The sequence below is a fragment of the Cupriavidus sp. MPR-AND1C genome (assembly GCF_058809705.1).
In genome coordinates this window covers 1-20,706 of the sequence record NZ_JBXASU010000112.1, presented here as the reverse complement: position 1 = coordinate 20,706, position 20,706 = coordinate 1, and the positions used below count along the sequence as shown (strand labels likewise).

At 60.6% G+C, this 20,706-nt stretch carries 18 protein-coding genes; 15 read left to right on the top strand and 3 right to left on the bottom strand.

Features of this window, described 5'->3' with window-relative positions; translation table 11 throughout:
• Positions 1–127: 127 nt before the first annotated feature.
• Entirely contained in the window at positions 128–1,144 is a 1,017-nt protein-coding gene (locus tag AC1RWI_RS33990) for a tripartite tricarboxylate transporter substrate binding protein (protein WP_492870511.1), read from the bottom strand.
• A gap of 271 nt (positions 1,145–1,415) precedes the next feature.
• Between AC1RWI_RS33990 and AC1RWI_RS33985 the strand changes: the two genes are divergently transcribed.
• Genes AC1RWI_RS33985 through metC form a run of 5 tightly spaced genes read left to right on the top strand, consistent with a single transcriptional unit; the run spans position 1,416 to position 5,896 of the window.
• Positions 1,416–2,264, top strand: coding sequence for a transporter substrate-binding domain-containing protein (locus tag AC1RWI_RS33985; protein WP_492870510.1), 849 nt, complete (start codon positions 1,416–1,418; stop codon positions 2,262–2,264).
• Positions 2,264–3,010 (top strand): amino acid ABC transporter permease, encoded by a 747-nt coding sequence (locus AC1RWI_RS33980; RefSeq protein WP_492870509.1) that lies wholly within the window; start codon positions 2,264–2,266, stop codon positions 3,008–3,010. The genes AC1RWI_RS33985 and AC1RWI_RS33980 overlap by 1 nt, the downstream gene beginning before the upstream one ends.
• Positions 2,997–3,809 (top strand): amino acid ABC transporter permease, encoded by an 813-nt coding sequence (locus AC1RWI_RS33975; protein ID WP_492870508.1) that lies wholly within the window; start codon positions 2,997–2,999, stop codon positions 3,807–3,809. Before AC1RWI_RS33980 ends, AC1RWI_RS33975 begins: the two co-directional genes overlap by 14 nt.
• The gene (locus AC1RWI_RS33970; RefSeq protein ID WP_492870507.1) at positions 3,796–4,653 is read left to right on the top strand and encodes an amino acid ABC transporter ATP-binding protein; all 858 of its coding nucleotides are present in this window, start codon (positions 3,796–3,798) and stop codon (positions 4,651–4,653) included. The genes AC1RWI_RS33975 and AC1RWI_RS33970 overlap by 14 nt, the downstream gene beginning before the upstream one ends.
• 34 nt (positions 4,654–4,687) lie before the next feature.
• A complete protein-coding gene (gene metC, locus AC1RWI_RS33965) occupies positions 4,688–5,896 on the top strand; it encodes a cystathionine beta-lyase (protein WP_043355809.1) in 1,209 nt (402 codons plus the stop codon).
• Positions 5,897–6,103: 207 nt separating this feature from the next.
• On the opposite strand, the gene AC1RWI_RS33960 is transcribed toward metC, so the two are convergent.
• Positions 6,104–7,522, bottom strand: a complete 1,419-nt coding sequence (locus tag AC1RWI_RS33960) for an NCS2 family permease (RefSeq protein ID WP_043355806.1) — start codon at positions 7,520–7,522, stop codon at positions 6,104–6,106.
• A 523-nt stretch (positions 7,523–8,045) separates the two neighbouring features.
• Here AC1RWI_RS33960 and AC1RWI_RS33955 point away from each other — a divergent pair.
• Positions 8,046–8,759: a hypothetical protein gene (locus tag AC1RWI_RS33955; protein ID WP_043358280.1), complete on the top strand. Its 714-nt coding sequence runs from the start codon at positions 8,046–8,048 to the stop codon at positions 8,757–8,759.
• On the opposite strand, the gene AC1RWI_RS33950 is transcribed toward AC1RWI_RS33955, so the two are convergent.
• Positions 8,750–9,874 carry a tetratricopeptide repeat protein gene (locus AC1RWI_RS33950; protein ID WP_492870506.1) on the bottom strand — a complete coding sequence of 375 codons (1,125 nt, stop codon included), beginning with the start codon at positions 9,872–9,874 and terminating at the stop codon, positions 8,750–8,752. The two genes, AC1RWI_RS33955 and AC1RWI_RS33950, sit on opposite strands and share 10 nt — an antisense overlap.
• A 368-nt stretch (positions 9,875–10,242) precedes the next feature.
• On the opposite strand from AC1RWI_RS33950, the gene AC1RWI_RS33945 reads away from it, so the two are divergent.
• The 9 genes from AC1RWI_RS33945 to AC1RWI_RS33905 form a co-directional block, all read left to right on the top strand.
• The gene (locus tag AC1RWI_RS33945) at positions 10,243–10,512 is read left to right on the top strand and encodes a DUF2345 domain-containing protein (RefSeq protein ID WP_492870512.1); all 270 of its coding nucleotides are present in this window, start codon (positions 10,243–10,245) and stop codon (positions 10,510–10,512) included.
• 4 nt (positions 10,513–10,516) lie between these two features.
• Positions 10,517–12,874: a peptidase M23 gene (locus tag AC1RWI_RS33940; protein ID WP_492870505.1), complete on the top strand. Its 2,358-nt coding sequence runs from the start codon at positions 10,517–10,519 to the stop codon at positions 12,872–12,874.
• Positions 12,871–13,506 carry a hypothetical protein gene (locus AC1RWI_RS33935; protein ID WP_492870504.1) on the top strand — a complete coding sequence of 212 codons (636 nt, stop codon included), beginning with the start codon at positions 12,871–12,873 and terminating at the stop codon, positions 13,504–13,506. The genes AC1RWI_RS33940 and AC1RWI_RS33935 overlap by 4 nt, the downstream gene beginning before the upstream one ends.
• Positions 13,507–14,064: 558 nt before the next feature.
• Entirely contained in the window at positions 14,065–14,301 is a 237-nt protein-coding gene (locus AC1RWI_RS33930) for a hypothetical protein (protein ID WP_492870503.1), read from the top strand.
• 57 nt (positions 14,302–14,358) lie between these two features.
• Positions 14,359–14,832: a hypothetical protein gene (locus tag AC1RWI_RS33925; protein WP_492870502.1), complete on the top strand. Its 474-nt coding sequence runs from the start codon at positions 14,359–14,361 to the stop codon at positions 14,830–14,832.
• 105 nt (positions 14,833–14,937) lie between these two features.
• Entirely contained in the window at positions 14,938–15,399 is a 462-nt protein-coding gene (locus AC1RWI_RS33920; protein WP_492870501.1) for a transposase DNA-binding-containing protein, read from the top strand.
• A gap of 155 nt (positions 15,400–15,554) precedes the next feature.
• The gene (locus AC1RWI_RS33915; protein ID WP_492870500.1) at positions 15,555–17,912 is read left to right on the top strand and encodes a type VI secretion system Vgr family protein; all 2,358 of its coding nucleotides are present in this window, start codon (positions 15,555–15,557) and stop codon (positions 17,910–17,912) included.
• A gap of 3 nt (positions 17,913–17,915) precedes the next feature.
• Positions 17,916–20,342 carry a glycoside hydrolase family 19 protein gene (locus AC1RWI_RS33910; RefSeq protein ID WP_492870499.1) on the top strand — a complete coding sequence of 809 codons (2,427 nt, stop codon included), beginning with the start codon at positions 17,916–17,918 and terminating at the stop codon, positions 20,340–20,342.
• Between the two features lie 3 nt (positions 20,343–20,345).
• Positions 20,346–20,706 (top strand): hypothetical protein (locus AC1RWI_RS33905; RefSeq protein WP_492870498.1); only part of this gene is annotated, 361 nt, incomplete at its 3' end.

Genomic DNA, 20,706 nt, shown 5'->3' with positions numbered 1-20,706 from the left:
CCATCCGGCGCGCCTTTTTTGCCTACTTTTTTGGCAAGACAAAAAAGTAGGTCGCCGCCCCGCAGGGGTGGTGAAACGGCAGTTGAAGTTGCCTTTGACTTACCGCCTTTGTCGTCGTGTCTTCGACCTACCTCAACGACATCCCCGAAGCCAAAATCACCGAAGCATACCTAGGCAAATCCCGAGCCAAAGCAGCATCCAGTTCCTGTGCCGAAGACCCCACCACAACATACCCCGCATCCTCCAACTGCCCCCGCGTAGCCGGCACATCAAGCACGGCAGCGACATCGCGGCTAATGCGATCCACCACATCAGCCGGCGTAGCCGCAGGCGCAAGCAGCCCCTGCCAGCTTTCCACCGCGAAACCGGCAGCACCTGCCTGCGCCATGGTCGGCACCTGTGGCAGCGCCTTCGAACGATAAGGCGTTGTCACCGCCAGCGCAGTCAGCCGGCCGGAGCGCACATAGTCGGTCACCGCCGCGAGCGTGATCAGCGTTGCGTCGATATGCCCGCCAAGCAGGTCGACAGTGGCGGGGGCGCCCCCGGCGTAGGGAATGTAGTTGACCTTGATGCCGGTCTGGCGCGATAGCATTTCATGGGCCACGTGGGCAATGCCGCCATTGCCTGGCAGGCCAAGCGTGACTTCGCCGGGCTTCTTGCGTGCCAGCGCGATGTAGTCCTGCAGGCTGCGCACGCCAAGATCCGGCCTGGCGACCAGGATCTGAGGATTCACCACGGCCTTGCTGACACCGCGAAACGCGCGGCTCGCATCGTACGGCAATGTCTTGAACAGCGAGGCGTTCAGCGTCACGCCTTCGCCACCCAGCAGCAAGGTGTAGCCGTCGGGCTTGGCCCGCGCCACCTGCGCGGCACCCAGGGTGCCGCTGGCGCCCACCACGTTCTCCACCACCACGGGCTGGCCCCATTTCTCGCTGAGCTTGAGCGCCAGCGTACGCGCGAGCTTGTCGGCGCTGCCGCCGGGCGCCACGGGCACCACGATGCGCACGGGATGCGCGGGGAAGGCCTGCGGGGCCGGCGTGGCATCGCCGTGAAAGGGTACGCCAGCGGGTACGCCAGCGATGGCAGCCGCGGCAGCGGCGACGGGCAGGCAGAGAAGGGAGCGGAGCAGGGCGCGACGTTGCATGATGGGTTTGCCTGAGGCGAATCGAGCGCAAAGCTTAGAAAGCGTGGCCCCCGCGGCCAACGAAGCTTTCCGCGCATGGATATGCGGCCGCACTGTGCTGCCACGGGCAACGGAATGCGCATAACGATTGGCTCTTTTATTCGTTCCGCGCCCGTCGGCGCTTGCGTACAGTTTGCCGGCTGCATTGCACCAACCACGACTTAGTCAACCACGACTTAGTCAACCACGACTTAGTCAACCACGACTTAGCCAACAAAAACTCGAACACACCATGACCCGCACTCTTTCGCTGCGCTCCCCGCGTCCTCTCGTCTTTGCTGCCGCCTTGCTGGCCGGCACTTTCCTTGCCGGCGCCGCGCAGGCCGACGCCACGCTCGACAAGATCCGCCAGCGCGGCAAGATCGTGGTCGGCATCATGCTGTCCGGCAGCGCCTTCGGCTCGATCGATCCCGCCACGCAGAAGCCTGTCGGCTTCAATGCGGACCTCGCGCAGGACCTGGCCAGGCAGCTCAACGTGGAGCTGGAAACGGTGCAGGTGCAGCCGTCCAATCGCGTGCAGTTCCTGCAGCAGGGCAAGGTCGACGTGCTGATCGCGGCGATGGAATACAACGCCGAGCGCGGTGAGCAGCTGGGCCACGTGCCAACGCCTTACTATCGCGTGGGCGGCGCGGTGATCGTGCCCAGGCAAAGCGATATCCGCCGCTGGGAAGACTTGAAGGGCAAGACGGTGTGCATCTCGCAGGGCAGCAGCTATACGCGCCCGGTGCAGGTGGAATACGGCGCCATCCCGAAAGGCTTCAAGGGCTCGGCGGAATCGCTGCTGGCGCTGCGCGGTGACAACTGCGCCGGCGCCGTGCACGACAACACGCTGCTGCAACCGCTGGTGCGGGGCAACCCGGAATGGCAGAACTACCGCATCGTGCTGCCTGAACTCAATCCCGCGCCGACCGTGATCTGGACCCGCAAGGGCGAGCAGGACACCATTTCTGCGGTGGACCGCATCGTGCAGAACTGGCATCGCAGCGGCTGGCTGGTTGCCACCGAGAAGAAGGCCGGCATCCTGCCGCCGTCGCCGGCGCTGACCGAGCTGCATGACAAGTTCAAGGGCGGCCGTTCCTGATGGAAGCAGCGATTGCCTGGTGGATCGATGCGGCGCACCGCATCGGCCTGAACTACGCGTTCCTCGCCGATGCCTATGACCGCACCTCCTTCGTGCATGGCGCCTGGGTAACCATCGAGCTGGTGCTTTGCACCCTCGCCGGCAGCCTGGTCGCCGGCGTGGGAATGGCGGCGGCGCTGACTTCGCGCAACGCGCTGCTGGCCGGTGCCACGCGCGCGTTTGTGGAAGTCACCCGCAACACGCCAACCCTGGTGCAGCTCTACTGCGCCTTCCTGGTCCTCAATATGCTGATCACCCATGCCTTGCAGGACGCGCATCGGACCAATCCGCTCACGCCGTTCCTGTGGGTGGTGGTGGTGCTGTCGCTGCACAAGGGCGTGTTTCATGCCGAAGCCTTGCGCGCTGGCATCGAGGCGGTGCCCAAGGTCACGCTGGAGGCGGCGGCGTCGCTCGGCTTTGATCGCCGCACGCTGCTCTGGCGCGTGCAGTTGCCGCTGGCGGTGCGCTTCGCGCTGCCTGCCCTGGTCAACAATTCCGTGGAGCTGGTCAAGGCCACGGCGGTGGCGTCCGCGATTGCGGTGGGCGATATCACCTACGCCTCCATCATGATCTGGACGCAGCGCGACAACGTGCTGGAACTGATGGTGCTGTTGCTGTTGTTCTTCGGCCTGCTGACCTGGGTGGTCAGCCAGGCGGGCAACTGGCTGGAACTTCGACTAAGGATGCCCGGCTATGGCGAGCGCTGATTCCACTTTTCTCGCCGCGCCCGCAACGTCGCGCGCCGGCCGTGCCGGTCGTTATGCGGGGTGGCTGTGGCTGGTGCCGCTGGTGGCGGTGGCGCTCGCGGCGACCCGCCATCCGGACCTGGCCCGCGCGCTGGCCAGCGCCTGGCAATGGTCGCCGGCGCTGGTGCGCGGTTTCCTGGTCAATATCGGCGTGAGCCTGCTGGCGATCTTGCTGGGCACAGCCGGCGGGCTGCTGGTCGGCGCGTTGCGGCTGTCGCCGGTGGCGCTGCTGTCGCGCCCGGCACATCTGTACGTGCAGGTGTTCCGTAATGCGCCCTGGCTGGTGCTGATCTACTTCTCCACCTACGTCTTCCCGTTCGAGGTGAGTATCGGCAGCCATATCGTGCCGTTCCCCGACTGGCTCAAGGTGGTGGTGGGGCTGGCGCTGCCGGCCAGCGCCAATGTGGCCGAGGTGCTGCGCGGCGCGGTGCAGTCGATCCCGCTCACGCAGTGGGAGGCGGCCAGCTCGATGGCGTTCTCGCGCTGGCAGATCCTGCGGCTGATCATCGTTGCGCAGTGCGTGCGCCGCATGCTGCCGCCGTGGATGAACCTGTACGCCACGCTCACCATGGGCACCGCGCTGGCCTCGCTGGTGGGCGTGCACGATCTGCTCGATACCGCGCAGATCGCCAGCAATACCGTCAACCAGACCGCCTTTACCGTGCTGATCTATTTCACCGTGCTGGCGATGTTCTTTGCCTGGTGCTACCCGATTTCGCGCTTCACCCGTTTCCTGGAACAAAAATATGCTGTTGCCTGAACATAACGGCGGACCCGTATTGTCCGTGGCCACCGAGGCTGCCGCGCCGCTGGTTGCGCTCAAGGACGTGCACCTTGCCTTTGGCGGCAACCCGGTGCTCAAGGGCATCGACCTGGAAGTGCGGCGCGGGCAGGCGGTGTCCATCATCGGCCCGTCCGGCTCGGGCAAGTCCACCATCCTGCGTTGCCTTACCGGCCTGCTGGAGCCGCAGCAGGGCACGGTGACGGTCGGCGGCGTTTCCGTGCGCGAGCTGCGCAGCGAGGCCGAGCGCATTGCGCTGCGCAAGCGCGTGGGTTTCGTCTTCCAGCAGTACAACCTGTTTCCGCACCTGACCGTGCTGCAGAACCTCACCATCGCGCCGTTGCGCGTGCTGGGGCGTGGCCGCACCCAGGCTGAGGCCACCGCCATCGCGTTGCTGCGCAAGGTGCGCCTGGCCGACAAGGCAGGCGCGTATCCGGGCGAGCTGTCCGGCGGCCAGCAGCAGCGCGTCGCGATCGCCCGCGCGCTGGCCATGGAGCCCGAGCTGATCCTGTTCGACGAGGTGACCTCCGCGCTGGACCCGGAGACGGTGGGCGAGGTGCTGACCGTGATCGGCGACCTGGTCGAGGAGGGGCTGACCTGCCTGCTGGTGACGCACGAGATGCGCTTTGCCCAAGACATCAGCGATGAGGTCTACTTCACCGAAGGCGGGCGCATTGTCGAGCATGGCCCGGCCAGCCGCATTTTCAGCGCGCCGCGCAGCGAGCGCACGCGTGCCTTTCTCAACCGCTCGCTTGGCGCGGCCCCGCGCGCGCAGGCCGATCCCTTTGTCTTCTCCTTCGACAAGCTGCGTTTCGCCGTCTGAGCGCGGCGCAAGCCACCATCCCGATCCAGGAACCATGAGCCATCATCGCGATACCCAACTGATCCACGCCGGCACGCCGCCCTTCGTCCAAGGCCACGGCCCGGTCAACGTGCCGGTGGTGCGCACCAGCACCGTGCGCTTCGAGAACTCGGACGCCTATGACGATATCCGGGCCCGCCATGCGCGCGGCGAGCGTGTCAGCTCCTATGGCCGGCACGGCATGGATACCCACCGCGCGCTCGAAGACGCGATTGCCGGACTCGAAGGCGGCAACCGCGCCTTCCTGGCGCCCTCGGGGCTGGCGGCGATCTCGCTGACCTTCCTGGCGCTGCTGTCGCCGGGTGACCATGCGCTGGTGGTGGACAGCGTCTACGCGCCGGTACGCAGGCTGGAGCAAACGCTGCTGCGCCGCCTGGGCATCGAGGTCAGCTACTTCTCTCCCAGCCAGGACGATCTGGACGCGCTGATCCGCCCGAACACGCGTCTGCTCTACCTGGAGTCGCCCAGCTCTCTACTGTACGAGGTGCTGGACCTGCCGCGCCTTGTGCAGATCGCGCACCGCCACGGCGTGGTGGTGGCCACCGACAATACGTGGGCTTCCGGCCATGCGCTGCAGCCGCTGGCGCTTGGCGTGGATATATCGATCCTGGCATCGACCAAGTACATCAGCGGCCATTCCGACCTGATGCAGGGCGCGGTGGTGGTCAAGGACGAGGCGTTGGCGCGTCGCATTGCCGACGCCCACGATGGCTTCGGCCTGGCCATCAGCGCTGACGATGCCTACCTGGCGCTGCGCGGCATCCGCACGCTGGCCGTGCGGCTGGCCCAGCACCAGCGCAATGCCTTGGCGGTGGCACAGTTCCTGGAAGCGCACGAGGCGGTAGGGCGGGTGTTCTATCCTGCCTTGCCCTCGGACCCCGGCCACGCGCTGTGGCTGCGGGATTTCTCAGGCGCCAACGGGCTGGTCTCGTTTTCGCTGCCCACCGCCGACGTGGCAGCGGCGCGCAAGCTGGTGGATTCGCTGAGCCTGTTCGGGCTGGGGGCTTCGTGGGGCGGCTATGAAAGCCTGGTGCAGGTGGCAGCGCCGGAGCGCCTGGCGGAACACTCGTACTGGCGCGGCGCCGAGCCGGTGATCCGCCTGCATATCGGCCTGGAAGCACCGGAGGACCTGATCGCCGACCTGGCGCAGGGGCTGGCAGCGACGGTGCAGGCATCCGTGCCGCAACGGCGCGCGGCGGCCTGAGGCTGTGCGATTTGCGGCCGTTCGCGAAAGGGCAAGGCCGCTAAAAAAAAGAAGCGGGACGGGATGTTTGCCCGCTTCGCAAAAAAGCCAGTGTCATCGTTGCGCTGGCTTTCAGTACCCGCTTGCGTGGCAACACCGCATGGCCCGCCGGACCGCGCGGTGTCGCCTCTCGATGCCGGCCGCGGGCAGTGCCACGGCCGTCAAGGCTCAGATTGCCCAGCCGCCGCCGTAGAACACGGCCAGCGCCAGCGCGATGGCCACGGTGCCCACGTTCAGCTTGCGGTATTCACCGGCCACGATGCGGCCGATCACCAGGGTGCAGAAGCCCAGCATGATGCCCGTGACGATATTGCAGGTCAGCACGATAAAGACCGCGCAGACCAGGCCGGCCATGGCGTCGACCATATCGTCCATATGCAGTTTGCTGACGCTGCTGAGCATCAACAGGCCCACATACATCAGGGCAGGTGCCGTCGCGTACGAAGGCACCAGCCCGGCCAGCGGCGAGAAGAAGATCACTGCCAGGAAGAGCAGGCCGACTACCACCGCGGCCAGGCCGGTCTTTGCGCCGGCGGCCACGCCAACGCTCGATTCGATGTAGGCCGCGGCGGGCGCGCCACCGAAGAAGGCCGAGAAGATCGAGCTGAGCGAGTCCGTGGTCAGGGCACGGCCGCCGTTGGGGATCTGGCCCTTCGCATCGAGCTGGCCGGCCTGGCCCGCGACGGCGCGGATGGTGCCGGTGGCGTCGAACACGGCGGTCATCACCAATGCCAGCACGCTGGGCAGCACCGTCAGCGACAGCGCGCCCTTGATGTCCATCGCACCGATCAGCGAGGCATGGCCCGGCGCGCTCAGCGCGGGCAGCGCGAACACACCCGTGAACTTGACGGCGGGATCGAAGGCCAGGCCCAGCGCAGAGATGGCGACGATCACCAGCAAGATGCCGCCCGGCACCCGGCGCCGCTCCAGCCCGAAGATGGCGGCCAGGCCGAGGATCGACATGACGACCGGGAAGGCGGTGATTTTGCCCAGTGCGACCGGCAGGCCCGCGCCAGGGTTCTTGATCACCAGGCCCACGTCGTTGGACGCGATCAGCAGCAGGAACAAGCCAATGCCGATGCCCGTGCCGTGCGCCACGCCCGCCGGCAGGTTGCGCAGGATCCAGGAGCGCACGCCGGTCACGGAAATGGTGGTGAAGACCACGCCCATCAGGAAGATCGCGCCAAGCGCAACGGCTGGGGAGAGCCCCTGCCCGAGCACCAGCCCGAAGGCGGTGAAAGCGGTCAGCGAGATCGCGCAGCCGATGGCGATGGGCAGCTTGGCCCACACGCCCATCAACAAGGAACCGAACGCCGCGGTCAGGCAGGTGGCGACGAACACGGCGCTGCCATCGAAGCCCGCCTTGCCGAGCATGCCCGGCACGACGAACACGGAGTAGACCATGGCCATGAAGGTGGTGGCGCCGGCCAATGTCTCGCGGCGCCCGGTGCTGCCGCGCTCGCTGATCTGGAAGTAACGGTCGAGCAAGCCCTTGGCTTGCACGGACGCGATGGCGTCGATGGCCTTGGCCTCGATCGCGTCGGTGCCGGGGGCGGCGGCATGTCCGGGGAACGGCTGTTCAAGCATGGCGGAGTGTCTCCTTTGTGGTGCGCTGGGGCGGCGGCTACGTCGCTCAACCCCAGGCTGTCTCGCTTTTTCGTTGTCGTTGCCGAGGCTGTCTGCGGGCCGCCGCGCACAAGCTTTGTGTCGCGTTCGGCACCGCATGCGGCCCGGTACGCCGCTGTCGGCCGCTTGCTCGCCACTCCGTGCTGGCGCTGCCGGTCCGACATGGCGCAAGACTAAGGGAGGGCCGGCTTTCGTTCATAACGGCCGGAACATGGCAGACATTGGGAATTGAATATGAGTGGCAGGTTGCGCTGGCGGCTGGCGCGGCATTCAGAAAAGCGCGGATTGTGGCTGGACGCGGGCAGGAAGGCAACTACCAAAGCGGCGATCGTGCGAATGCCGCCCAAATTGTCAGGACTGCCGGGACCTTGGGTAAGGGGTGCGGTGGCGGGCACTGCAACTAGACGGTTTCGCCACTTCGCCCCTACACTGCATGGCCACTCCGGCCCATCGAGCGCCTCCACCTAGCCAAGCCATGCACGCCATGCAAGTGACCTTCCGTTGCGATCCGCTGCTGCAGGACCACCTCCCGCGCCCGCGGCCAGCCCAGCAGGCGCTGCCGGACTGGGTGCGGGCGATGCGTCCCAAGGCGTTCTCGCCCCTGCACGGCCGGGACATCCGCACCATCAAGCAATGCCCGCCGTTTATCGATGCCATGACCCATGGCTTTGTGATCCTGCTGCCATGCGACGTGCGCGTGGAGCGGGGCGTGTTCTCGTGGGATTGGGACTTGCCTGAGCCGGGCATCGACGGCCATCCGCGCGCGCCGCTGAGTTTTCACGTGCCGGAGCAACTGGGCGGCACGCCGCTGCACTCGGATGCCGTCGCCCTGAAATTCAACAGTTTCTGGACGATCGAGCTGCCGCCGGGGTGGTCGCTGCTGGCGATGCATCCGGCCAACCGCTGGGATCTGCCGTTCCGCACGCTGAGCGGCCTCGTCGATGCGGACCGCTTCCATGACGTGGGCATCAATTTCCCGGCGCTATGGACCGATGCGCAATTCGACGGTGTGCTGCCCAAAGGCACGCCTGTCGCCCAGTGCTGCCCGGTGCCGCGAGCGGAGCTCGCGCTGTCCTTCGGCACGATCGACGCGCAGGGCGCCGGGCGCTACGAGAAGCTGGCGGCGGAGGTGCTGACCACGCCCGGCGTGTACCGCAAGCGCTTTCGCGCGCCGCGCGAGCGGGGTGGTCAGTCCTGAATGCTGCCCGGGTTGCCTGGGTTGCCTGGGTTGCCCGGTACGCCGAGGCTGGCCAGCAAGGCGCGCAAGGCGCCGAGGTCGGCCCATAGCCGGCCGTGCGGTCCCGAGCACAGCGCCTGCGCGATGCGGCCGAAGGTCTGCGGCGCAACGCGGTAGGCGTGGGCATAGGCGGCCAGGGCCGCATCCGGCTGGCCGTCTTCCTGCAGCACGATGCCAAGGTTGACCGCCGCCGGCGCAGCGTCCGGCTGGCAGGCCAGGGCGCTGCGCAAGGCGGCCTGCGCACCGCGCAGGTCACGCCGGTCCTGCCGCACCAGCCCAAGCTGGATCCAGCCGTCGTAGTCCCGCGGATGCGCGCCGACCAGGGCTTCCAGCGTGGCTTGCGCGGCGCTCAGCTCGCCGAGTTCCTGCTGCGCGATGGCCAGGTTCAGGCGCGCCTCCCGGCTGCGCGGCTCCAGCGCCACGGCACCGGCAAAGGCGCCGGCGGCCTCGGCCTTGCGCCCGAGCGCATGCAGCACCTTGCCCCGCTGGAACTGCGCGCGCGCGATATTGCCGTCCAGCGCCAGGGCGCGGTCCAGCGCCGCCAGCGCGGCTTGCAGCTCGCCGCCCTTGCGCATCGCCTCCGCCAGTTCGATCCACGCCGGCGCAAAACTCGGCGCCCGCTGGATCAGCAGGCCCAGTTCCGCCACGGCGTCCGCCGCTCCGCTCTGCAACCGGGCGACGCAGGCAAGATAGCTCGGCTCCAGGGCATTGCCGCTGAGCGCGCAGGCGCGCAACAGGGGCGGCAGCGCCTGCGCCGGCGCGCCATCGGCCAGCGCCGCCCGGCCGGCGATCAGTAGCGAGGGCAGGTGATCCGGCCGCAGCAAGAGTCCCTGCGCGATATGGCGCCGCGCCAGCGTGGCATCACCACGCTGCAGGGCAATCTGCGCGCTCAGTTGGCACACGGCCGGATGCGCCGGGTAGCGGCCGATGAGCGCGGCCGCATGGCTGGCGGCGGCATCGACGTTGCCCTGGTTCAGATACGCGATGGCCGCCGTCAGCCCGGCCTCCAGCTCAATGTCCAACTCAACTGCCAGCGCGGCCTCGGGCGCGCTCGGGTCCGTACTCGGCTTGGTCATGGCAAGCGGCGTGGTTGCGGTGGCGCAAGCTTAACCGGTCTGGCGGGTATGCGGCGTGCTCGCGCTGGCTTCGTTCACCGCCATCCAACGTCAGTCCATGTTGGCATGCTGGCCAAACTCCTCCAGCAGGCTTGCGCTTGCTCATACGGCGCAGGTTTCTCAAGCACGCCCAGATGGTCAGATCCGCCTCCAGGCAACGTGTCTCGCGAGTGATGCGCCCGCCGACGACCGCCATCGATTTTTCCCAAAAAAATGGGTAAGAAAATTCTTGAAAATGAGGGAGTCGAGTCGAAAAGAATGAGAAATCAAGTCCGGTTCGTACTTGTCCGATAGACACCCCTTGAGTTGGTGCGCTAGCCTGCTTTGTAATCATTCAGGCGCAGAGCGATGCGATGGACTTGTCTGCCGACAAGCCGCTGCGCGTGGCAAGCGCAAGTACAGGGCGCACGAAGACTGTCGTGGCCAGCGGCGGCGCGCTCACGATCGAGAGCGGCAACGTCGTGTTCCACTGCCCGGGAGAGTTCCGGATCAAGGCGGCCTCCTTTACCTTCGAGGGTCCGGCGAGTTTTGAAAACGCGCTGCTCTATTTGCCGCAAAGCGAATTGACGGTTTCGAACACCTACGACATGTCGCACTAGGACAATGATCATCAGCCCTCCCTTCCTGCCCGTTGCGGGCACCACGTCAACGGACCTCGAACTAGCCGATCCGATGATGAATCTCGTGGATACCTTCGAGCTCGCTCACGGCGTTTATCCGATCGCCTTCGACCGCCGCTGGCACGCTGGCGTGCATCTGCACCCCGCTGACCGGAACGAGAAAGTACGGGCGATTGCCGATGGCGAAGTCGTGGCATATCGGGTGTGTCAGCACGCTACCGATGGTGGCAAGAGCGCGCTCGATAGCAACGCGGGGTTCGTCCTGCTCAAACATACGACGGAGACGGGTGACGGCCGCATGCTGACGTTTTATTCGCTATACATGCATTTGCTGGAGCTGAGTGAATACGGTGGCGTTGGCGTGAACGCAAACGTGTTGCCGGAATTCCTGCGCATGCCATCGCCCGGCGGGAGCCAGACTCCACCCGCGGCGCCGCCGGCGCAAGCGGGCGGTGGCAAGAAGGTATACCGGAAAGACGTGCTCGGGTTGCCGGGGCGTTGTCAAGAGCAGCGGCATATCCACTTCGAAATCTTTATGCTGCCCGATGACTTCAATCATTACTTCGCCGCGACGCAACTCGGGAACCGGCAACCCCAAACGCCCACGGGACCGGACTACTGGGGGCATAGCCACTACATTGTTCCGCCGCACCAACCGTTCTGGACGCAGCCGCCGGAAACGGTCGACGGTAAGTTGCGCGGCGTTGCCTTCGCCGCGTTGCAAGGCGGCCAAAACGAGCAGCCTTTGCACATCGAATCGTATTTTCACCGGGGCAGCAAGTACACGAGCGTGTGGAGTGTCGCCGAAGACGGTTCGCGAACGCAACTCCTGAAGGACAAGAAAGAGCTTGATTACGAATACGACCTGTACACCCGTGCCACGAAACTTTATCCGGCATGCCCGAGCGATGGGTATGAATTGCTGCGCTTCGGACGGCTCCTGTCCGCGTCGCCCACGCTCCTGGCCGGCACGGCAAGAACAACGTGGATACGGGCAGCGTTCGCCGTTGGCAAAGAGGGCTATATCGATCTCAACAACGATGCGATCGTGAAACTCTCGGATGCGGATTTTCCGTTCCTTGCGAACTGGCAGAAAATCGATGAAGGCAGTGGCCCGTTTGCAAGTGATGGGCTGTGTGACATTGATCGATTGCAAGCAATCCTAGGTGCGGCGAAGGAGAATCAGACGCAGCAGGAGCAAGGCGAGCCGGAGGCCTATAAAAAGGATGAAGCACTCGCCCGGTACGTCAGGAATACGGCAGGCGTGCGTGATCTGCTCAGAGGATTTGTGTGTCAGGCCCCGAGCGAGTGGGACGGAACAAACAATGAGGTGCGATACGGAAAGCTGCTCAGCCAGCCGGGTGAATTTTATTACGGTAATAGCGCTGGATACGGGAAATATATGGCCCTGTTGAAGCAGTTCCAGTTCTGGGATGTGGCAAATCTGCAGCCCGGCGTGAAACTCTGGTTTTTTCACCCGCTTCAGTTCATTCGGTATTTTAGAAGGGTTTCTTGGCTATCGAGGAGTGAACTCGAAAGGGTCTACGTTGATCAGGATATGGGTTCCAATGCTGCTTCGTTGAGGGATAAATATAGATTAGGCCTGAATCATTCATTTAGAAAATATGGAATCACAAACTATCTACGGCAATCACATTTTCTTGGGCAGGGTGCGATTGAGTCTGGTTTTTTGCGATCTATGCAAGAAAAAAGTATGGTCGGAGTGGTGACGTCTACCGCAATTTACGGTTCAGCGATCAATAGTCAATCCGCGGTTTCTGAATCGGATCTTGGTCATTGGTATGGGCGGATTCAGGGCGAGGATGATCCTTATTATAGGTTAATAAAATACTCGTCCAGTGGCGCCCTTATTGCGGGGTCGTACGATTGGAGGAATGGAAATTGCGATTTTGTAGATTCGCAGAAATTTCGTGGTCGAGGTTTTAAGCAGTTAACTGGTAGAAGTAATTATGCGGATTATTGGCTTTACCGAGGCTGGATTCAGCAGGAAAGTTTTTCGAAGCATTGGTGGGGTGATCCTCAGTATCAGGCAAAAAATAGATCCGCTATGGTAAAAATCCCTGCTGAGATTAATAATCCTGAAATTGTGGCGACGGAGGCTGGTAATTGCATTGATTCTGGGGCTTGGTATATAACTTCGCTTCGCCCGAGGGTGGTGCGAGAGATTGATAATGACGCTCTGAAAATTGCCGTAACACAATCTGAAAAAAATATAGAAAAAGAACTGATAAGGAGGGTGACTAAGGGAATTAATGGCGCCGATTTTGGTCTTAGTGGAAGGGTTAAGTATACGAGAGCGATAAAAGAGGTGCTTTTGTGAAGTTATTTTTTCGGCTTCTTATATGGTTTGTGGTTTGTTGGGCTGGATTTTCATCGGCTGGGTCGATTGAGGGCGATGATATCAGTGTGGGTAGGATTTCTGACAAAGAGATTTTTTTAAACAAATTTGGACATCGGTATCGATGTTCGGTCGATAAAAAACCAATTGATATCAAGCTTAGTTCCGATAGGGAATCAGTGATTATTTCAGGGACTTCGTATATTTTGGTTGATGAAATAATGCGGTGTGATCCTGCAGTGGTTGTTCGTGAAAATATTGCGGCCCCGCATGTTGGATTTCTTTCGGATGTAAATATTCGGATGGGTCTTTATGCATCTCTTGTTCCAGTTTCGTTAAATCCGATGAGCTTTTTGGTTGTTGTCGCTAAAATCGGCAGCGATAAAAATATCGTTAATTTGCCTGGGTTTTATTTGGGCGGAGTGCGTGTGTCAAAAATGATGACGGAGGCATCTCCAAATTTATCGCCGGTGATTTCATTGGATGGCCGTTATGTTTCCCCTGGTTTGCATGGTTGCGGGTCTAATAAGTACGTCGATGTTGTTGACATCAAGTTGAGTAAATGGACTCAGATCGATCTCGCATCGTGCGAGAAATTATTCAATTTTCGGTGATTATTATAAGGACCAATTTTTCATCTCGTTATATAGAAGTAGGGTCGCCTCCGCGGCGCAGTCTGGTGCCTGAGGCCGTGGATATTTCGAGGTAACGGATTGTTAACATTCTCGGACTCGTGCTTACTCTCGGATTTGCGAGCAGCGATGGGCAACGAGTCGGGGGCATGGGTGGACGAGGAATCTGAGAGTCTGGATCTTGGTGATCCGCGGCGGGACCGGTGGGCCAAGGAGTTGCTGTCCCAGTTGCCATCATGTTGGCATGCTGGCCGAATTCCTCCAGCAGCCGCGCGCTTGCGCACACGGCGCAGGTTTCTCAAGCACGCCCAGATGGTCAGATGGTCAGGTCCGCCTCCAGGCAAGGTGTCTCGCGAGTGATGCGCCCGCCGACGACCGCCATCGATTTTTCCCAAAAAAATGGGTAAGAAAATTCTTGAAAATGAGGGAATCGAGTCGAAAAGAATGAGAAATCAACACCGGTTCGTACTTGTCCGATAGACACTCCTTGATTTGGTGCGCTAGCCTGTTTCGCTAATCATTCAGGCGCAGAGCCACTCGATGGACTTGTCTGCCGACAAGCCACTGCGCGTGGCAAGCGCAAGTACAGGGCGCACGAAGACTGTCGTGGCCAGCGGCGGCGCGCTCACGATCGAGAACGGCAACGTCGTGTTCCACTGCCCGGGAGAGTTTCGGAGCAAGGCGGCCTCCTTTACTTCGCCGCGACGCAACTCGGGAACAGGCAACCCCAAACGCCCACGGGACCGGACTACTGGGGGGCATGGCCACTACAAGTGACGGGCTGTGTGACATTGATCGATTGCAAGAAATTCCAGGATCGCGGAAGGAGAATTGATGACTATGTGCATTGCCGCTCGATTGCACCTCGTTGCGTTGATTTTTATCTCCTGCAGCATTTTTGCAGAATCCTCGACAATTACGTTCGCGCCGACCCCCGCTACAAAAGCGGCGTTAACGATTGGCGTTCGTTCAGTAACCTTCGATATTGCGGACCCTAAAACAGGAGTCCATCATGGGGTAATTGACGTCGACACGGAAAAACCCATTCATGTCGTCATTGATGATTATAGTTTCGATAATCGGAAAGGGTTCTCAATTTGGTTTGCTGACGAAGGGATGGGTATTTATACGATTCATAGGATTTTTATATATTCAGGTGGTAAATCCAGTTTCGTGGAAAGGTACACGGCATGCGGGGATCAATTTATCAACCTGAAGGTTGATAAAAAAAGAAAGAGGCTTATCAGTACTTACTATGAAGGCAATGTACCAAGGCTGTGTGTAACCCATCTCGATATACAGAAGTAGGGCCGCCTCTGCAGCGGAGCCTGGTGCCTGAGGCCGTGGATATTTCGAGGTAAGGGATTGTTAACATTCGCGGACTCGCGCTTACTCTCGGATTTGCGAGCAGCGATGGGAAACGAGTCGGGGCCATGGGTGGACGAGGAATCTGAGAATCTGGATCTTGGTGATCCGCGGCGGGACCGGCGGGCCAAGGAGTTACTGTCCCAGTTCAGATACGTGATGGCCGCCGTCAGCCCGGCCTCCAGCTCAATGGCCAACTCAACCGCCAACTCAACTGCCAACTCAACTGCCAGCGCGGCTTCGGGCGCGCTCGGGTCCGTACTCGGCTTGGTCATGGCAAGCGGCGTGGTTGCGCTGGCTTCGTTTACCGCCATCCACCGCCAGTCCATGTTGGCATGCAGGCCGAATTCCTCCAGCAGCCGCGCGCCTGCGCACGCGGCGCAGGTTTCTCAAGCACGTCCGGATGGTCAGATGGTCAGGTCCGCCTCCAGGCAAGGTGTCTCGCGAGTGATGTGGCCGCCGACGACCGCCATCGATTTTTCCCCAAAAAATGGGCAAGAAAATTCTTGAAAATGAGGGAATCGAGTCGAAAAGAATGAGAAATCAACTCCGGTTCGTACTTGTCCGATAGACACTCCTTGAGTTGGTGCGCTAGCCTGCTTCGCTGACTGGCGCCGGCATGCGCGCCCGTGCCGATCGATGAGAAACCGGACCTCACTGCCGCCATGCGAACCCTCAATGATGTTCTTCTGCATCCAAGTGCAAGGCTGACCCAGCATCTCGGTCTCACGATTGCTACGCTCGCCTCACCGCTGGATGTCCTGGCATTCCGTCTCGAGGAAGGGTTCAACGAGACCTACGTGGCCGACATTACCGTCACGTCGATCGACAAGGCGATCGACGGCGCAGCCTGTGTGGGGCGCCGGTCGACCTTCACGATCGACGAACGCGCCGCGATCCCGTCGTTGCCGGGCCTGGTCGACCCGGTCATCAATCCCGCGCGCACGGTCAACGGCGTGGTGACGCAATGGGAGCGCGTCAGCACGAGCCGTGACGAGGCAACCTACAGGCTGCGCATCGAGCCACGTGTCGCGCTGTTCATGCAGGTGTACGACTCGGGAATCTTCCTGGACATGACGCTGAAGGCAATGATCGCCGAATCGATCATCGATCGCGATCTGATCGAGTCATTCGACGTCGAGTTCAAGCTGGAAGGTGTCGAAGAGCACTTCGAGCAGGCGCTCATGTACGAGGAGACCGTCTGGAACTTTGTGTTGCGCCATTGCCGGCGCGCCGGCATCTTCTTCTACTTCAGGCAGGGCCGCAAGGCAGACGGGCCACAGCGCGACACCATCGTGTTCGGCAACTCGCCTCGCGGCTACGTGCGTGCGCTTGAGGTGCCGCTGATGCCGGTTTCGGGCTTGTCCGGCAACTGGCACGAGGCGGTACTGTCGATCAGCGCGGTCCGCACATTGGTGCCGGCCGTGGTCGAGTTGCGGGAGCACAACTACCGTACGCCAGCCGATTCGCTGAAGGCTGATTCCTACGTCGCACGCGACGACCCCTCCGTGTATGGCAGCGTGAACCGCAGCACCGAGCACCATCACACGGCGGAGGTCGGGCAAATGCTGGCCGACGCCAGGCGCGACGAACTGATCGCCCGGCAGACCACGTTCAAGGGCACGAGCAACGTGATCGGCATGATGCCGGGCATGGTGGTGCGCCTGACCAACCACAAGATCCCCGAGGCCGAATACGGCGTCGTGATCACGAAGCTGGTCACGACCGGCAGCCGCAGCCAGCCGGTCGTCAACGCGTTCGAGGCGACGCCCTCGCATCTGACGTATCGCCCCGAGTACATCCCTGAGCGGGACTGGCGCTGGATCAGCGGGACGCTGACCGCCACCATCGAGTCCGGCGACGACGGCCCCTACGCGTGGCTGGACGAAGCCGGCCGCTACCGGGTCGTGCCGCATTTCCAGCGCCGCACCGGCAAGCGGGGTGTGAACACCATGCCGCTGCGTCTCCTGCGTCCCAGTGCCTCCTACCAGGGGGGCTTCCATTCGCCGCTGCTGCCTGGCACGGAGGTCCGGCTCGAGGCCACCAACGGGGACGTGGACCGCATGTATATCGCCGGGGCGTTGCATGACTATGCGCACCCGGACCTTGTGCATGGCAACGCTGGCTGGCACAGCCGCGCGATATGGCGCTCGCCGCTCCAAGGCGCAAAAATCCGCTTCGAGGACCTGAAGGGCCGAGAAGGCGCAAAGCTCGCGACGGTCTACATGAAGTCGTCGCTCAGCCTTGGCTACCTGGTCGACAGCCAGAAACAAAAGCGCGGCGAGGGCTTCGAGATCAGTACGCAGGGCTGGGGCGCCGTGCACGGAGCGAGGGGCCTGATGCTGTCGGCCGACGGCTTGTCGAGCCCGAATGCCCCGCAGCTTGAGATGCAGGCGGCGCTCCAGGAGCTTCAGTCGGCCCTGAGCCGCGTGACCGCGCTGGTCGACACCACCACCCAGGCAAAGGCCGTGCCCGCCGATAAGGCGACCCAGGCGAGCCTGAAAGATGCGCTGGACCAACTCAAGAGCGCAGGGCTGATCGCCAGCGCACCGGGCGGCATCGCGCTGGTGACGCCACGTTCGATCCAGCAGGCCGCCAGCGCGAACGTGATGGTGAGCGCCGGCAGGCACGTTGACGTAAGCGCGGTCAAGCGCTTCACGCTGGCCGCTGGCGACCTGATCTCGCTATGCGCGCACAAGCTCGGGCTGAAGATCTTTGCGGCCAAGGGCAAGGTCGAGATTCAGGCGCAGAGCGACGCGATGGACCTGTTTGCCGACAGGCAATTGCGCGTGGCAAGCGCGAGCGCCGACGTGCTGGTCACAGGGCGCACGAAGACTGTCATGGCGAGCGGCGGCGCCGCGCTCACGATCGAGAACGGCAACGTCGTGTTCCACTGCCCGGGCGATTTCAAGATCAAGGCGGCATCGTTCACGTTCGAAGGCCCTGCCGGTGTCAATGCCCCCCTACCAGCGCTTCCAAAAAACGATTTCAATGCAACGAATTCCTACAACATATCGCGTTAAAACATGCTCATCAGCCCTCCATTCCTGCCCGCTTCGGGCCTGACGTCTGACGGCGGGCCCGCCAGCTCCGGCGATGTGCCGAAACGATACCCAGTTGATCCCATGATGGATGAGGTGGACGGATACGAACTGGCGCACGGCATCTATCCGGTTGCCTTTGATCGCCGCTGGCATACCGGCGTACACCTTTATCCCAGCAACCAGAATCTTGAGGTGCGGGCAATTGCCGACGGTGAAGTTGCGGCATATGGCGTGAGCCAGAAGGCGATCAGCGATGGTGCACAAAAAGCGGATGGAACGTCTGAACTGAACAGCAACACGGGCTTTGTGCTGCTGAAGCACACTACAGAGACCGGCAACGGTCGCAAGCTGACATTCTATTCGCTCTACATACATTTGATGGATCTGGACGAGCAGAACAGCCGAGGTCTTCCGCCGATTCCGGCGCCGGCACAGTATGCGTTTCCATCATGGCTGAAGCACTCCACAAAGGGAGCCGTTTCCGGCGAGGGAAAGAAGGTTTGCAGAAAAGATGTCCTTGGTTACGCGGGCAAGTGCCATGGCATTCCGTACCTGCACTTCGAGATCTTCATGATGCCGGACGACTTCACCGGACCCCACGGGTATTTCGATGCAACTCAGCTAGGACAGCAGCGACTAGTCACACCTACGACCGCAGATTGTTGGGGAAATACGTACTATGTGATTCGTGGTCCGAGGACCTTCCTGCCGTCGCCGACCAATCCTTCGCCTGATAGCAACTCCAAGATTCGCGGCATAACGTTTGCTGGACAGCAGGCCGGAACACTTGCCAATGGCCAAACCTTGTATGTCGAGGTGTTTTTCGACCGCGGCCAGCGCTACACCCGCTCATGGCTCGATGTAGGCGACGGAACACCGCTTAGACTGCTGACATTTGACCCAATGCCGGATGCGTACGCGGATTATGAGTACGATCTTTTCAAGCGAGCAACGGCGTTGTATCCCGCCTGCCCTGCGGACGGCTATGAAATGCAGCGCTTCGGACGGGTTCTTAATCCGTCGATCACGTTACAGGATGCCGGTGATCGCCGCACTTGGATTTCCGTGGTATTCGACGCTGATGGCAACGCGGGCTATATCGATGTTAGCGACGACGAGGTTTTGAAGATCTCTGATGCCGATTTCCCGTTCTTCATGAACTGGAGAAAGGTCAGCGACACTAACAGCCCATTTGGCGGTGATGCACTGTGCGATGTCGATGCCTTGAAGCAACTGCTGAACGACGTCGAGAAGTCTTCCGTCTCCACCACTGCCCCGGCAATGCTTGTTACAAGCGCAGCGTCTGCGGCGCCCAACCCCAAGGAATGGAGCAAGGAAGATGAACTGTGCCGCTATGTGAAGACGCATGATGTTCGCTCCAAATTGCGCGGTTTTGTATGTGAAGCTCCAAGCAAGTGGGATTGTAGAAATAATGAAAAACGATACGCAAAGATAACGGATAGCGGTGGATTTTACGAAAATGATCCTGATGGATATAAGAAATTTATAGATTTTCAGGTGAAATTCCAATTCTGGGATGCAATAGGTCTCCCTCCAGCGCAGAAGCTCTGGTTCTTTCACCCCCTTGAGTTTATCCGTCATTTCAGAAAATGTGGGTGGTTGAACATTCGCGAACTGGCCCAGGCAATTCCAGCTGGATCGAATCGTACGATTCAATCGTTATCAAAAATTTTTAAAGATGGACGTGGCGATAATAGCGGTCGTGTGTTACGACCAATAGATCTTTATCCCGCGATAAGTGCATGTATGAATAGATATGGAATCACATCGAAGCCAAGAATGGCAAATTGGTTTGGACAAACTCTGCATGAAACAGGTCTCTATTCTTCTATGCGAGAAAGTGGTTCAGTGGCTTATCTCACGAATTATTATGAAGGGCGATGTCTTGCGCCGGTTCAAAGATTGATTGGCGGAAATATGAAAACATTGTCTCCAATCGGGAATTGCAATCCTGGCGACGGCGTACGTTTTTCCGGAAAAGGGATAATTCAGCTGACGGGCGGAGATAATTATAGGCGCTATCAGAAATATCGCGGGAATGCGAATTTCGCAACTGACCCGGGCCCAGAAAGCGTGATTACAGAGGCTTATAACGCTTGCGATGTGGGCGGGTATTATTGGGTCAGCAAGCAGAGATACCGTTATAACGAGCATCACGTCCTCGTTCCGTCGGGAAAATTAAGCATTAATTATTGGGCTGAAATAGTATCGTTTGATGAAGATATCGATTCGGCGGCGTTAGCTGGCGCTATCAGAAGTGTGGCGCTTTGTGTGAATGCACAGGCAGTTGGCTTTGATGAGCGACTAAGGCTCACAAGGCACGCGTATTCGTATCTTTCTGATATGGTCGATGGTTTTTCGATTGATTTTAAATTGATAATGGATTAATCGATGAAATTATATTATTTGGCTGTGATCGCGTTGATTTTTTCGGTTTCATCCTTTCCTGCACTTTCGGAATCGGTGTGCAATTTTGAGTTTCCTGAGAGCAAGGATTTCAAATTTAGGAAGATTTCAAAATGCTATTATGAAATAGAGAATCACATTAATTATGGTGGGGATAATTATCTCTCCCTTGATGATAGGCATGGTATTGATTACGTGCTATCGGATGCTGATAAATTTTACTTTGATGATGGCAAATATTATTTTTCATACGAAGAAATAGATGGCCCTAATTTCACTCGACATCAGATAAAGAATTATCCGGCTAGGCACGTATCTGTCAGCGGAATGGAGGGGTATACAGGGG